13 protein-coding genes are annotated in these 13,512 nt (G+C 63.8%); 8 read left to right on the plus strand and 5 right to left on the minus strand.

Features of this window, described 5'->3' with window-relative positions:
* Positions 1-77: 77 nt before the first annotated feature.
* On the minus strand, positions 78-1,022 hold the full coding sequence (locus CAF78_RS14335) for a GlxA family transcriptional regulator (protein WP_085676317.1): 945 nt from the start codon (positions 1,020-1,022) through the stop codon (positions 78-80).
* Between the two features lie 147 nt (positions 1,023-1,169).
* On the opposite strand from CAF78_RS14335, the gene choX reads away from it, so the two are divergent.
* From choX to CAF78_RS14360, 5 genes are all read left to right on the plus strand, one after another.
* A complete protein-coding gene (gene choX / locus CAF78_RS14340) occupies positions 1,170-2,114 on the plus strand; it encodes a choline ABC transporter substrate-binding protein (protein WP_085676318.1) in 945 nt (314 codons plus the stop codon).
* A gap of 121 nt (positions 2,115-2,235) precedes the next feature.
* A complete protein-coding gene (locus CAF78_RS14345) occupies positions 2,236-3,120 on the plus strand; it encodes a 3-keto-5-aminohexanoate cleavage protein (protein WP_085676319.1) in 885 nt (294 codons plus the stop codon).
* A gap of 166 nt (positions 3,121-3,286) precedes the next feature.
* Positions 3,287-4,252, plus strand: coding sequence for an L-carnitine dehydrogenase (locus CAF78_RS14350; RefSeq protein WP_085676320.1), 966 nt, complete (start codon positions 3,287-3,289; stop codon positions 4,250-4,252).
* A 10-nt stretch (positions 4,253-4,262) separates the two neighbouring features.
* The gene (locus tag CAF78_RS14355) at positions 4,263-4,733 is read left to right on the plus strand and encodes a thioesterase family protein (RefSeq protein WP_085676321.1); all 471 of its coding nucleotides are present in this window, start codon (positions 4,263-4,265) and stop codon (positions 4,731-4,733) included.
* 269 nt (positions 4,734-5,002) lie between these two features.
* Positions 5,003-5,260 (plus strand): hypothetical protein, encoded by a 258-nt coding sequence (locus CAF78_RS14360; protein ID WP_003255717.1) that lies wholly within the window; start codon positions 5,003-5,005, stop codon positions 5,258-5,260.
* 121 nt (positions 5,261-5,381) lie between these two features.
* On the opposite strand, the gene CAF78_RS14365 is transcribed toward CAF78_RS14360, so the two are convergent.
* Both CAF78_RS14365 and CAF78_RS14370 read right to left on the minus strand, forming a co-directional pair.
* Positions 5,382-6,488 (minus strand): GlxA family transcriptional regulator, encoded by a 1,107-nt coding sequence (locus CAF78_RS14365; protein ID WP_085676322.1) that lies wholly within the window; start codon positions 6,486-6,488, stop codon positions 5,382-5,384.
* Positions 6,489-6,981: 493 nt separating this feature from the next.
* Complete coding sequence (locus CAF78_RS14370; RefSeq protein WP_085676323.1) at positions 6,982-8,358, minus strand: L-serine ammonia-lyase; 1,377 nt, start codon at positions 8,356-8,358, stop codon at positions 6,982-6,984.
* A gap of 442 nt (positions 8,359-8,800) precedes the next feature.
* On the opposite strand from CAF78_RS14370, the gene CAF78_RS14375 reads away from it, so the two are divergent.
* The 3 genes from CAF78_RS14375 (at position 8,801) to choV (ending at position 11,853) form a co-directional block, all read left to right on the plus strand.
* Positions 8,801-9,748, plus strand: a complete 948-nt coding sequence (locus tag CAF78_RS14375; RefSeq protein ID WP_085676324.1) for a choline ABC transporter substrate-binding protein — start codon at positions 8,801-8,803, stop codon at positions 9,746-9,748.
* Positions 9,749-9,829: 81 nt separating this feature from the next.
* A complete protein-coding gene (gene choW / locus CAF78_RS14380) occupies positions 9,830-10,678 on the plus strand; it encodes a choline ABC transporter permease subunit (protein WP_177408542.1) in 849 nt (282 codons plus the stop codon).
* Positions 10,675-11,853 carry a choline ABC transporter ATP-binding protein gene (gene choV / locus CAF78_RS14385; RefSeq protein ID WP_085676325.1) on the plus strand — a complete coding sequence of 393 codons (1,179 nt, stop codon included), beginning with the start codon at positions 10,675-10,677 and terminating at the stop codon, positions 11,851-11,853. Before choW ends, choV begins: the two co-directional genes overlap by 4 nt.
* Before the next feature lie 135 nt (positions 11,854-11,988).
* On the opposite strand, the gene hisF is transcribed toward choV, so the two are convergent.
* The gene (gene hisF, locus CAF78_RS14390) at positions 11,989-12,759 is read right to left on the minus strand and encodes an imidazole glycerol phosphate synthase subunit HisF (protein WP_011536177.1); all 771 of its coding nucleotides are present in this window, start codon (positions 12,757-12,759) and stop codon (positions 11,989-11,991) included.
* Positions 12,760-12,769: 10 nt separating this feature from the next.
* Positions 12,770-13,507: a 1-(5-phosphoribosyl)-5-[(5-phosphoribosylamino)methylideneamino]imidazole-4-carboxamide isomerase gene (gene hisA / locus CAF78_RS14395; RefSeq protein ID WP_023382794.1), complete on the minus strand. Its 738-nt coding sequence runs from the start codon at positions 13,505-13,507 to the stop codon at positions 12,770-12,772.
* Positions 13,508-13,512 lie beyond the last annotated feature (5 nt).

Consider the following 13,512-nt stretch of genomic DNA (forward strand, 5'->3'; position numbering starts at 1 on the left):
GGCGCCCACCGCTCGTGAGCGTTGCGCAGTACCTGTGGGAGCGGGCGTGCCCGCGAAAAGGCCAGTACAGGAGGAAATCACACTGCCCTGGCCAGCCGATCCTCCCGCGGACACCGCTCGAACCGCCCCCGGTAGCAGCGGGTAAAGTACGAAGCCGAATCGAACCCGCACGCCACCGCCACCTCCAGCACGCTCATGTCGGTCTGGCGCAACAATTGCCGCGCCTTGTCCAGCCGCAACCGCAGATAGAAGCCGCTGGGCGTGTCGTCCAGGTGCAAGCGGAACAGGCGCTCCAACTGCCGCCGGGTCACCTGCACCGCATCGGCCAGCACCTGGGTATTGAGCGGCTGTTCGATGTTGCGCTCCATCTCGCCGATCACCTTCACCAGCTTCTTGTTGCTGATGCTGTAACGGCTGGCGATCTGCATGCGCTGGTGATCCTGGCGCGGGCGGATGCGCCCGAGCACGAACTGTTCGGACACCTGCACCGCCAGCTCGCTGCCATGGGCCTGGGCGATCAGATCGAGCATCAGGTCGATAGACGCGGTGCCGCCTGCGCAGGTAATGCGACGCCGGTCGATCTCGAACAGCTCCTGGGTCACCTGCAAACGTGGATAGCGCTCCTTGAACGCGTCCAGCGCCTCCCAGTGCAAGGTGGCACGATAACCGTCGAGCAAGCCAGCCTCCGCAAGCACCACCGGGCCGGTGTCGATGCCGCCGAGAATCACCCCTTCGTGGTCGAGCCGGCGCAGCGCCTGCTGTAGCCGTGGGCCATAACAGGCCAGCGGCTCGAAGCCAGCGACGATCAACAGCACGCCGCCCGCTTCGCCCTCGCCCAGCGCGCCATCGGCATTCACCGACATGCCGTTGCTGGCCTGCACCGCACCGCCGTCAAGGCTGAGCACTCGCCAGCGATACGACGGCCCCTTGAATCGGTTGGCCACGCGCAGGGGTTCCAGTGCACTGATGAAGCCCATGGCCGAGAACCCCGGCAACAACAGGAAATGAATCAGTTGCGGCATTACATGCTCCACGACAGAAGGTGGTCGCCTCCGTGCAAATCTTGGTCGCCAGGGTGCGAATTCCCACCCAGCCGCCAGCGTAGCGTATTCACACGGTCCGCAGAGGCCGCCCTCAATAACAATATGCCCTGCCGATGGAGAGCCACCATGCACAGCTTGATCCGCCGCAGCCTGTTGTCCCTTGCCCTGAGCAGCATCGTTGCAACCCCGCTTTTCGCCGCCGAGCCTGCGGCCTGCAAGAACGTGCGCCTGGGCGTGGTCAACTGGACCGACGTCATTGCCACCAGCGCCATGGCCCAGGTGCTGCTCGACGGCCTGGGCTACCAGACCAAGCAGACCAGCGCCTCGCAGCAGATCATTTTCGCCGGTATTCGCGACAAGCGCCTGGACATGTTCCTGGGTTACTGGAACCCGATCATGACCCAGACCATCACCCCGTTCGTCGATGCCAAGCAGGTCAAGGTCCTCGAAAAACCCAGCCTGGAAGACGCCCGCGCCACCCTCGCCGTGCCGAAGTACCTGTATGACAAGGGCCTGAAGACCTTCGCCGACATCCACAAATTCGAAAAGGAACTGGGCGGCAAGATCTACGGCATCGAGCCCGGCTCCGGTGCCAATACCCAGATCAAGGCGATGATCACCAAGAACCAGTTCGACCTAGGCAAGTTCCAGCTGGTCGAGTCCAGCGAAGCCGGCATGCTCGCCGCCGTCGACCGCGCCGTACGGCGCAAGGAAGCGGTGGTGTTCTTCGGCTGGGCGCCGCACCCGATGAACGTCAACATCGACATGGCCTACCTGGGCGACAGCCAGGACGCCCTGGGCCCGGACGAAGGCCGCGCCACGGTGTGGACGGTGACCGCCCCGGACTATGCCGAACGCTGCCCCAACGCCCACCGCCTGCTGGCCAACCTGAACTTCAGCGCCGAGGACGAGAGCCGCATGATGCAGCCGCTGCTCGACCACAAGGATGCCCTGGAGTCGGCCCGCCAGTGGCTCAAGGACCACCCCGAGGACAAGGCCCGCTGGCTTGAGGGTGTGACCACCTTCGATGGCAAGCCTGCGGCGGACAACCTCAAGCTCACCGCCAACTGATCCGGCCTCTTCGCGGGCTCGCCCGCTCCCACAGGTTTTCATACAACCAGGGCTCATCGCGAGCCTTGTGGGAGCGGGCTTGCCCGCGAAAGGGCCCTCACAGACCACACAAGGAACCGCCATGAACCACGACGTCATCATCACCTGCGCCCTCACCGGCGCTGGCGACACAGTCGCCAAGAGCCACCTGGTCCCGGTCACCCCGAAACAGATCGCCGAAGCCGCCGTGGAAGCTGCCAAGGCCGGCGCCACTGTGGTCCACTGCCACGTCCGCGACCCGCAGACCGGCCGCTTCAGCCGCGACGTGAACCTCTACCGTGAGGTCATGGAACGCATCCGCGAAGCCGACGTGGACGTCATCGTCAACCTCACCGCCGGCATGGGCGGCGACCTGGAAATCGGCCCTGGCGAATCGCCCATGGAATTCGGCCCCGGTACCGACCTGATCGGCCCGCTTGAGCGCCTGGCCCATGTCGAAGCCTTGCTGCCGGAAATCTGCACCCTCGACTGCGGCACCCTCAACTTCGGCGATGGCAACGCCATCTACGTCTCCACACCCGCGCAACTGCGCGCCGGCGCCAAGCGCATCACCGAGCTGGGCGTGAAGGCGGAGCTGGAGATCTTCGACACCGGCCACTTGTGGTTCGCCAAGCAGATGATGAAGGAAGGCCTGCTCGAAGATCCGCTGTTCCAGCTGTGCCTTGGCATCCCGTGGGGCGCCCCGGCCGACACCACCACCATGAAGGCCATGGTCGACAACTTGCCGGCCAACGTCACCTGGGCCGGCTTCGGCATCGGCCGCATGCAGATGCCGATGGCGGCCCAGGCCGTGCTGCTCGGCGGCAACGTGCGGGTCGGCCTGGAAGACAACCTGTACCTGGACCGTGGCGTGCTGGCCAGCAACGGCCAGCTGGTGGAACGCGCCGCCGAAATCATCACCCGCATGGGTGGCCGTGTGCTCAGCCCGGCAGAAGGCCGGGAAAAGATGAACCTCAAGCGCCGCTGATTCCTTTCAACGATTGCCGCAGCGCCACAAATCCTGTGGGAGCGGGCTTGCCCGCGAAGCAGGCGACACGGTGGATGGCACCGGCTTTGCCGGTGTTCGCGGGCTCGCCCGCTCCCACAGGATCGATGCCAACCCTAACGACTGTGTTTTACCCTGAGGAATCGATATGCCCTTCATCACCGAGATCAAGACCTTCGCCGCCCTGGGTAGCGGCGTGATCGGCAGCGGCTGGGTCGCCCGCGCCCTGGCCCACGGCCTGGACGTGGTTGCCTGGGACCCTGCACCCGGCGCCGAGCAGGCCCTGCGCAAGCGCATCGCCAACGCCTGGCCGGCACTGGAGAAACAAGGCCTGGCTCCAGGTGCGTCGCAGGACCGGCTGAAATTCGTTGCTACCATCGAGGAATGCGTGCGCGACGCCGATTTCATCCAGGAAAGCGCACCAGAGCGTCTGGACCTCAAGCTCGACCTGCACGCCAAGATCAGCGCTGCCGCCAAACCTGAAGCGATCATTGGCTCCAGCACTTCAGGCCTGCTGCCCAGCGAGTTCTACGAGTCGTCCACTCACCCCGAGCGCTGCGTGGTGGGTCACCCGTTCAACCCGGTGTACCTGCTGCCGCTGGTCGAGATCGTCGGCGGCAACCGCACCGCACCGCAAGCCATCGAAGCCGCCAAAACCATCTACACCGCACTCGGCATGCGCCCGCTGCATGTGCGCAAGGAAGTCCCCGGTTTCATCGCCGACCGCCTGCTCGAAGCGCTGTGGCGCGAAGCCCTGCACCTGGTCAACGACGGCGTGGCGACGACCGGCGAAATCGACGATGCCATCCGCTTTGGCGCCGGGCTGCGCTGGTCGTTCATGGGTACCTTCCTCACTTACACTCTGGCCGGTGGCGATGCCGGCATGCGCCACTTCATGTCGCAATTCGGCCCGGCGCTGAAACTGCCCTGGACCTACCTGCCGGCGCCGGAGTTGACCGACAAGCTGATCGACGATGTGGTGGACGGCACGTCGGAGCAGTTGGGCGAGCGCAGCATCGCCGCGCTGGAGCGCTATCGTGATGACACGCTACTGGCAGTGCTGGACGCCGTGAAAACCAGCAAGGCCAACCATGGCATGGCTTTCGGCGACTGAGGAGCACACGATGCCCGCACTGATCACCTACCGCACCCCAGTCCAGGAGGACTGGGTCGACTACAACGGGCACCTGCGCGATGCCTTCTACCTGCTGATCTTCAGCTATGCCACCGACGCGCTGATGGAGCGCATCGGCCTGGACGCCGACAGCCGCGGGCAGAGTGGCAACTCGCTGTTCACCCTGGAGGCCCATATCAACTATCTGCATGAGGTAAAGCTGGGTACCGAGGTGTGGGTGCAGACGCAGATCATCGGCTTCGATCGCAAGCGCCTGCATGTCTATCACAGCCTGCACCGGGCCGGGTTCGACGAGGTGCTGGCCGCCAGCGAGCAGATGCTGTTGCATGTGGACCTGGCCGGGCCGAAGTCGGCGCCGTTCGGGGAGCGCAGCGTGGCGTTGCTGCAAAGCCTGCAGGATAGCCAGCGCGACCTGCCGGCTGCGCAGTTCATCGGCCGCGTCCTGCAACTGCCTGGTTGATCGGACAAAAAAATAACCCCGGAAAGCCGTGAGCATCCGGGGCCAAGAGCGAGCAACATCCACTGTGCATGACGAGGGTGACCAAACCCTCCATTGCGGTAGATGGCTTGAGTGTGCGCAGTTCCTGCCAGGTCGATTTAGCCGGGAACGACCTGTTCTTAGCCAAAGCAGCCATGCCGGCATTCTGTTGTTGCGGGCATGTCGCCGTCGTCACAGAATCGGTCGTAAATCACAGCAGCACTCTCTTCGCGATAAAAGGGACAACAGCCATGATGCATGCGGATTTGATAGACCAGGACGACCTGGCAGGCCACCTGCGCGCGCGCGGGTTCGACATTCCCGCCGGGGCCAGTGCCGAGCAGGCCTGCGAAGCGGTGGTACGCGGTTTGACCGAGCCTAATGCACGGGCGCTGAAGGGGATGGTGGAGCAGATGTATACCGGCAGTGCGACGATCTTGCCGGCGGTGCGCCAAGCCATCGACAAACAACTGTTGCCGGCTTTGGCACAGTTTAATAAACGCGCCTGACCGATTTTTCCTCTACTGGCCCCTTCGCGGGCAAGCCCGCTCCCACAGGTAGTGCACCGCATTCAAAAGCGGTGCCGTAACCTGTGGGAGCGGGCTTGCCCGCGAAGGGGCCAGCTCTGTTTCAGAGCCTTACACTTGCAAAGGTCGACTCGTTGCGCGCCTGGCTCAGGGCCGCCATCGGCCCGCTGTGCGGCGACAGGGTCATGGCCTGCGGGATCGGCATCATCGCCACCTGCTGCGCGGTGTTGGAGCCAACACGCTCGTCACGCGGCGGAATGCCGAAGTACTCGCGGTAGCACTTGGAGAAGTGCGGCGTGGAGACGAAACCGCACACCGAGGCCACTTCGATGATCGACATCGGCGTCTGCTTCAGCAACTGCCGCGCGCGGATCAGCCGCAGCTTCAGGTAATAGCGCGATGGCGAGCAGTGCAGGTACTTCTGGAACAACCGCTCGAGCTGACGACGCGACACCGACACATACACCGCCAGTTCGTCGAGGTCGATCGGCTCTTCGAGGTTGGCCTCCATCAGCGCGACGATTTCCTGCAGCTTCGGCTGGTTGGTGCCGAGCATGTGCTTGAGCGGTACGCGCTGGTGGTCCTGTTCGTTGCGGATGCGCTCGTAGACGAACATTTCGGAGATCGCCGCCGACAGCTCGCGGCCGTGGTCGCGGCTGATCAGGTGCAGCATCATGTCAAGCGGCGCGGTGCCGCCAGAGCTGGTGAAGCGGTTACGGTCGAGGGTGAACAGGCGGGTGCTCATGTTCACCCGCGGGAAGGCTTCCTGCATCGCCGCCAGGCATTCCCAGTGCACGCTGCAATCGAAGCCATCGAGCAGGCCGGCGCAGGCCAGCGCCCAACTGCCGGTGCACACGGCGCCAAGGCGACGCGACTGGCGCGCCTGGGCCTGCAGCCAGGTGACATGTTCACGGGTGACGCTACGCTGAATGCCCACGCCGCCGCAGACGATCACGGTGTCGATCGGTGGCGCGCTGTGCATCGCCGCATCCGGGGTGATCTGCAGGCCATCGCTGGCCCACACCTGGCCGCCGTCGGCGGTCAGCGTGTGCCAGCGGTACAGCTCGCGGCCGGACAGCTGGTTGGCCATGCGCAGCGGCTCGACCGCCGATGCCAGGGAAATCAGGGTGAAATTGTCCAATAGAAGAAACCCGATGGACTGAGGTGCTGTGCGGTTCTGGGTTGGGTTCCCGGAGGTGTACGACGTCATCGCGATTTCTCCTCACACAAATGCAGGGTGTGCCTCAGGCGGGCACTGATTTCTTGTTATGGCCCCAGGTTCGTGTGCAGGGGCTTGTTGCCAATCTCAACGCAAAGGCCGTGCCTGAAATTGAACAGCCATCCGAAAAAACCTGAAAACGACGCCTTCATTCGGCAAATCAGGCACTTCGATCGAGTTGGCAAGTCTTCGCAAACCGCCGTGCTAGCGCCTTGCGTGTAACGGCTGAGCAATTTGGTGACAGGTGCAGTGTAAGTTGCCCAGAAACGACACTCTTGAGTGTCACCGACAATGCCCACACTGATAGCGACACCCGACGATCGGTAGCATCAGCAGTGCACTGAAGTGGGGCACGGCAAGCGCCGATGCACTTCGATCAAACTTCAAGGGCCTCTTCGCGGGCAAGCCCGCTCCCACAGGGGGCTCGCCAAACCTGTGGGAGCGGGTTTGCCCGCGAAGAGGCCCTTGAAGTCGAATCAAGCAATCAGCATTCGATGGCGCTGACCGCCAGGCCGCCGCGCGAGGTTTCCTTGTACTTGTCGTGCATGTCGGCCCCGGTGTCGCGCATGGTGCGGATCACCTGGTCGAGGGAGATGAAGTGTTCACCGTCGCCGCGCAGGGACATCTGCACGGCATTGATCGCCTTCACTGCAGCAATCGCGTTGCGCTCGATGCACGGCACCTGCACCAGGCCGCCGACCGGGTCACAGGTCAGGCCGAGGTTGTGCTCCAAGGCGATCTCGGCAGCGTTCTCCACCTGCGCCGGGGTCGCTCCAAGCACTTCGGCAAGGCCCGCAGCGGCCATGGCGCAGGCCGAGCCGACCTCACCCTGGCAGCCGACTTCGGCGCCGGAAATCGACGCGTTCTTCTTGCACAGGATGCCCACGGCGGCGGCGCCGAGGAAGAAGTCGACCACGCTGGACTCGTCCACCGCATCGCTGAAGCGCATGTAGTAGTGCAGCACCGCCGGGATGATACCGGCCGCGCCGTTGGTGGGCGCGGTGACCATGCGCCCGCCGGCGGCGTTTTCTTCGTTGACCGCCAGGGCGAACAGGTTGACCCACTCCATGGCGCTCATGGTCGAGCCGATCACGTTGGGCTTGCCGATTTCCTGCAGGCTGCGGTGCAGCTTGGCGGCGCGGCGGCGCACGTTGAGCCCGCCGGGCAGCGTGCCTTCGTATTTCAAGCCGTTGTTGACGCACTCCTGCATGGCTTCCCAGAGCTTGTGCAGGCCAGCGCGGATCTCTGCCTCGCTGCGCCAGACCTTCTCGTTGGCCATCATCAATTGCGACACGCTGAGGTCGTTTTGCTTGCACAGGCGCAGCAGTTCGGCGGCGCTGTTGAAATCGTACGGCAGCACCGTCTGGTCGGCATCCAGCACGCCGCTGGCGGCCTGGGCGGCGTCGACCACGAAGCCGCCACCGACCGAGTAGTAGGTGTCGCGGTGCAGCTCGCCCTGGGCGCCTTCGGCGATCAGGGTCATGGCATTGGGGTGGTACGGCAGGTTCTCGTCCAGCAGCAGCATGTCGCGGGCCCAGACGAACTCGATGGGCAGGCGGTTATCCAGCTTAAGGATATTGGTTTCGCGCAGGTCGGCGATCCGCGGGACGATCTGGGTCGGATCGATGGCGTCCGGCCATTCGCCCATCAGGCCCATGATGGTGGCGTTGTCGGTGCCATGGCCGATGCCGGTGGCCGACAGCGAACCGTACAGCCGCACTTCGATCCTTTGCACCTGTTCCAGCTCGCCGCGCTCGCGCAGGCCCTGGACGAACAGGGCGCCAGCACGCATGGGGCCGACGGTGTGGGAGCTGGAGGGCCCGACACCGATCTTGAACAGGTCGAACACGCTGATGGCCATTGTCGAATCACCTCTTGCTGGGCTTGTCTCTGCGCGCCATGCGCAGGGCGGGGCAACTGCTAGGCTGAAGCTGCGAGCCGCCACGAATGCACGCATCATCGGGCTTTTGCCTACCCCCTCGCCGTCTGCAACCGACGTACTTTTGTCCAGCAGCGCCGCAGCCTTTTCGGCCACCTGCGCGCCGCTTTCGAGCGGCCTGGTGACGCAAAAATGCGGCTACAGGGGTGGAAAAACTCATAAACGACATCGCCCGTACTGGATGCGACCCGTTCCGTACTGGTTACGACCCCACCAGTAGGCGATTGCCCGGCGCTGGAGGATTATCGAAAGCGACTCGTAAAGCACGGCCACGCAACCTGCCCTCTGCAGGCCTGGTCGACCGGACCCTGAGAAAGCCCGGCGACCCATGCGAACCCGAAGACAAAATCACAGGAGTCCATCCATGAAAGGTTCACCCTCGCTGTTGCTGGTCGCGATGCTGTCCGCACCGTTGCTGGCCCAGGCCGCCGAGCCCGAGCAGTGCCAGACGGTACGCTTCTCCGATGTCGGCTGGACCGACATCACGGTCACCACGGCGACCACCAGCGTTGTGCTCGAAGCACTGGGTTACAAGACCCACACCACCATGATCTCGGTACCGGTGACCTACAAGTCGCTGGCCACCGGCAAGGACCTGGACGTGTTTCTCGGCAACTGGATGCCGACCATGGAGAACGACATCAAGCAGTACCGCGACGCCGGCACTGTGGACACCGTGCGCGCCAACCTGGAAAACGCCAAGTACACCCTGGCCGTGCCCCAGGCGCTGTATGACAAGGGGCTCAAGGATTTCAGCGACATTCCCAAGTTCAAGAAGGAACTGGACGGCAAGATCTACGGCATCGAGCCCGGCAACGATGGCAACCGCACCATCCAGAGCATGATCGACAAGAACGCCTTCGGCCTGAAGGACGCCGGTTTCAAGATCGTGCAGTCGAGCGAGGCCGGCATGCTGTCGCAGGTCGACCGCGCGCAGAAGCGTAACGAAGCGGTGGTTTTCCTGGGCTGGGAACCGCACCCGATGAATACCCGCTTCAAGATGCAGTACCTGACCGGCGGGGACGAATTCTTCGGCCCCGACTTCGGCAAGGCCACCGTGCTGACCAACACCCGCAAGGACTATGTGCAGGAATGCAGCAACGTCGGCCAGCTCCTGAAGAACCTGTCGTTCGAGCTCAAGGATGAAAGCACCATGATGGGCTATGTCCTGGACGACAAGATGAAGCCCGAGGCGGCCGCCAAGAAGTGGCTCAAGGACAACCCCGGCAAGCTGGACACCTGGCTGGCGGGCGTCACCACCGTGGATGGCAAACCCGGCCTTGAGGCGGCCAAGGCCAAGCTCGCTCAATAACGCAATACGTCGTAGCGCTACCTCGGGGCGGGACCGTGCCCGCCCCGGACTGATTTCAATCTTTGCAGGTGGAAGCTCGCTATCATGCTTATCGATCAGAAAATACCCCTGGGCCAGTACATCGCGTCGTTCGTCGAATGGCTGACCCAGAATGGCGCGAACTACTTCGACGCCATTGCCCGAGGCCTGGAGTTCATGATCCATGGCGTCACCAGTACCCTGACCTTTTTCAACCCGTTCGTGCTCATCGCCCTGTTCGCCGCCCTGGCGCATTTCATCCAGCGCAAGTGGGCACTGACCGCATTCGTCGCCCTCTCCTTCCTGCTGATCCTCAACCTGGGGTACTGGCAGGAAACCATGGAAACCCTGGCCCAGGTGACCTTCGCCACCGTGGTCTGCGTGGCCATCGGCGTGCCGCTGGGCATCGTCGCCGCACACAAGCCGATGTTCTACACCGCCATGCGCCCGGTGCTCGACCTGATGCAGACGGTGCCGACCTTCGTCTACCTGATCCCGACCCTGACCCTGTTCGGCCTGGGCGTGGTACCTGGGCTGATCTCGACGGTGGTGTTCGCCATCGCCGCACCGATCCGCCTCACCTATCTGGGCATCTGCGACGTGCCGCAGGAGCTGATGGACGCCGGCAAGGCCTTTGGCTGCTCGCGCCGCCAGCTGCTCACCCGTATCGAACTGCCGCACGCGATGCCGAGCATCGCCGCCGGCGTCACCCAATGCATCATGCTGTCGCTGTCGATGGTGGTGATCGCCGCCCTGGTGGGCGCCGATGGCCTGGGCAAACCTGTGGTCAACGCACTGAACACCGCCGATATCTCCCTGGGCTTCGAAGCGGGCCTGGCGATCGTGCTGCTGGCGATCATGCTCGACCGTATCTGCAAGCAACCGGAACTGCCGGTAAGGGGTGAGGCATGAGCATCATTCGATTCGAAGACGTCGACGTCATTTTCTCCAACAAGCCGCGCGAAGCGCTGGCGTTGCTGGACAAGGGCCAGACCCGCGAGCAGATCCTCAAGCAGACCGGCCTGGTGGTCGGTGTGGAAAAGGCCAATCTGGATATCAAGAAAGGCGAGATCTGCGTGCTGATGGGCCTGTCCGGCTCGGGCAAGTCGAGCCTGCTGCGCTGCATCAACGGCCTCAACACCGTGAGCCGCGGCAAGCTGTTCGTCGAGCATGAAGGCAAGCACATCGATATTGCCCACTGCACCCCGGCAGAACTGAAGATGATGCGCACCAAGCGCATTGCCATGGTGTTCCAGAAGTTCGCCCTGATGCCGTGGCTGACGGTGCGCGAGAACATCAGCTTCGGCCTGGAAATGCAGGGCCGCCCGGAGAAGGAACGGCGCAAGCTGGTCGACGAAAAGCTCGAGCTGGTCGGCCTGACCCAGTGGCGCAACAAGAAGCCGGACGAACTCTCTGGCGGCATGCAGCAGCGCGTGGGCCTGGCCCGGGCGCTGGCGATGGATGCCGACATCCTGCTGATGGACGAACCGTTCTCGGCCCTCGACCCGCTGATCCGCCAGGGTCTGCAAGACGAGTTGCTGGGGCTGCAGGCCAAGCTGAGCAAGACCATCGTGTTCGTCAGCCACGACCTCGACGAGGCCCTGAAGCTGGGTAGCCGCATCGCCATCATGAAAGACGGGCGGATCATCCAGTACAGCAAGCCGGAAGAGATCGTGCTGAACCCGGCCGACGAGTACGTGCGTACCTTCGTCGCCCACACCAACCCGCTGAACGTGCTGTGCGGGCGCAGCCTGATGCGCAGCCTGGACAACTGCAAGCGGGTCAACGGCTCGGTGTGCCTCGACCCGGGTATCGATTCGTGGCTGGACCTGGGCGAAGGTGGCTCGCTCAAGCGCGCACGCCAGGGCCAGAACGGCCTGGACATGCAGAACTGGGCGCCGGGGCAGGCTGTGGAAGGGCTTGGGCGCAAGCCGACGCTGGTGCATGCCGACATTGGCATGCGTGAGGCGCTGCAAATTCGTTATCAGACAGGCAACAAGCTGGTGCTGCAGGAGAATGACAAGGTGGTGGGGATTCTTGGGGATACCGAGCTCTACCACGCCTTGCTGGGCAAGAATCACGGTTGAAGCAATTGGGGCCGCGTTGCGGCCCTTCGCGGGCACGCCCGCTCCCACAGGTACAGCACAAGCTCTGAGCTATGTGTTTTCCCTGTGGGAGCGGGCGTGCCCGCGAAGGGCTGCAAAGCAGCCCCAATCAATGTTTCAGCGAACGACGATCCCGCGCGAAGCCATGTAGGCCTTGGCCTCCGGCACCGTGTACTCGCCAAAGTGGAAGATGCTGGCCGCCAGCACCGCGCTGGCATGCCCTTCCAGAATCCCGTCAGCCAGGTGCTGCAGGTTACCCACACCACCCGAGGCAATCACCGGAATCCCCAGCGCATCGCTGATGGCACGGGTCACGCCCAGGTCGAAGCCGTTCTTCATGCCGTCCTGGTCCATGCTGGTCAGCAGGATCTCCCCCGCCCCCAACCCTTCCATCTTCTTCGCCCATTCAACGGCGTCCAGCCCGGTCGGCTTGCGCCCGCCGTGGGTAAAAATCTCCCAGCGCGGCGCTTCACCAGGCCCGGACACCTTCTTGGCGTCGATGGCGACGACGATGCACTGCGAACCGAAACGGTCCGCCGCTTCGCCGACGAACTCCGGGTTGAACACCGCGGCGGTGTTGATCGACACCTTGTCGGCACCGGCATTGAGCAGGTTGCGGATGTCCTGCACGGTGCGCACGCCACCACCCACGGTCAGCGGGATGAACACCTGGCTGGCCATGCGCTCGACGGTATGCAGGGTGGTGTCGCGGCCGTCGACGCTGGCGGTGATGTCGAGGAAGGTGATTTCATCGGCACCCTGCTCATTGTAGCGACGGGCGATTTCCACCGGGTCGCCGGCATCACGAATGTTCTCGAACTTGACGCCCTTGACCACCCGGCCGTTGTCCACGTCCAGGCAAGGGATGATGCGCTTGGCCAGTGCCATGGTTCAGTCCTCAGCCTTGGTAGTTGTCGCAGAAGGCCTGGGCCTCGGCGACATCGAGGGTGCCTTCGTAGATGGCACGGCCGGTGATGGCGCCGATGATGCCCGGGGCCTTGGCGTCCAGCAGGGCCTTGATGTCGCCCAGGTTGTGGATACCACCCGAGGCGATCACCGGGATCGAGGTGGCTTCTGCCAATGCCTTGGTGAACGGCACGTTGCAGCCCTGCATCATGCCGTCCTTGGCGATGTCGGTGTAGACGATCGCCGAGACGCCATCGGCCTCGAAACGCTTGGCCAGGTCGATGACCTGCACCGAGCTGACCTCGGCCCAGCCGTCGGTGGCAACGAAGCCGTCTTTCGCGTCCAGGCCGACGATGACCTTGCCCGGGAAGGCCTTGCACGCTTCGGCGACGAACTCAGGCTGCTTGACCGCCTTGGTGCCGATGATCACGTAGCTGACGCCGGCCTTGACGTAGTGCTCGATGGTTTCCAGCGAGCGGATGCCGCCGCCGATCTGGATCGGCAGGTTCGGGTAGCGCTTGGCGATGGCGGTGACCACTTCACCGTTGACCGGCTGGCCCTCGAAGGCGCCGTTGAGGTCGACCAGGTGCAGGCGGCGGCAGCCACCCTCGACCCACTTGGCGGCCATGCTCACCGGGTCGTCGGAGAATACCGTGGAGTCTTCCATGCGGCCCTGGCGCAGGCGCACGCAGGCACCGTCCTTCAGATCGATAGCGGGGATAATCAGCATCTTGG

The sequence above is a fragment of the Pseudomonas sp. R28(2017) genome, assembly GCF_002112505.1.
GTDB lineage: Bacteria > Pseudomonadota > Gammaproteobacteria > Pseudomonadales > Pseudomonadaceae > Aquipseudomonas.

Bases quoted from the DNA above. Each gene is read 5' to 3' on its own strand.
- CAF78_RS14375 (WP_085676324.1), top strand. From the start codon at position 8,801: ATGAAAGGTTCACCCTCGCTGTTGCTGGTCGCGATGCTGTCCGCACCG.
- CAF78_RS14355 (WP_085676321.1), top strand. From the start codon at position 4,263: ATGCCCGCACTGATCACCTACCGCACCCCAGTCCAGGAGGACTGGGTC.
- CAF78_RS14345 (WP_085676319.1), top strand. From the start codon at position 2,236: ATGAACCACGACGTCATCATCACCTGCGCCCTCACCGGCGCTGGCGAC.
- CAF78_RS14360 (WP_003255717.1), top strand. From the start codon at position 5,003: ATGATGCATGCGGATTTGATAGACCAGGACGACCTGGCAGGCCACCTG.
- hisF (WP_011536177.1), bottom strand. From the start codon at position 12,759: ATGGCACTGGCCAAGCGCATCATCCCTTGCCTGGACGTGGACAACGGC.
- CAF78_RS14350 (WP_085676320.1), top strand. From the start codon at position 3,287: ATGCCCTTCATCACCGAGATCAAGACCTTCGCCGCCCTGGGTAGCGGC.
- choV (WP_085676325.1), top strand. From the start codon at position 10,675: ATGAGCATCATTCGATTCGAAGACGTCGACGTCATTTTCTCCAACAAG.
- choX (WP_085676318.1), top strand. From the start codon at position 1,170: ATGCACAGCTTGATCCGCCGCAGCCTGTTGTCCCTTGCCCTGAGCAGC.
- hisA (WP_023382794.1), bottom strand. From the start codon at position 13,507: ATGCTGATTATCCCCGCTATCGATCTGAAGGACGGTGCCTGCGTGCGC.
- CAF78_RS14370 (WP_085676323.1), bottom strand. From the start codon at position 8,358: ATGGCCATCAGCGTGTTCGACCTGTTCAAGATCGGTGTCGGGCCCTCC.
- CAF78_RS14365 (WP_085676322.1), bottom strand. From the start codon at position 6,488: ATGACGTCGTACACCTCCGGGAACCCAACCCAGAACCGCACAGCACCT.
- CAF78_RS14335 (WP_085676317.1), bottom strand. From the start codon at position 1,022: ATGCCGCAACTGATTCATTTCCTGTTGTTGCCGGGGTTCTCGGCCATG.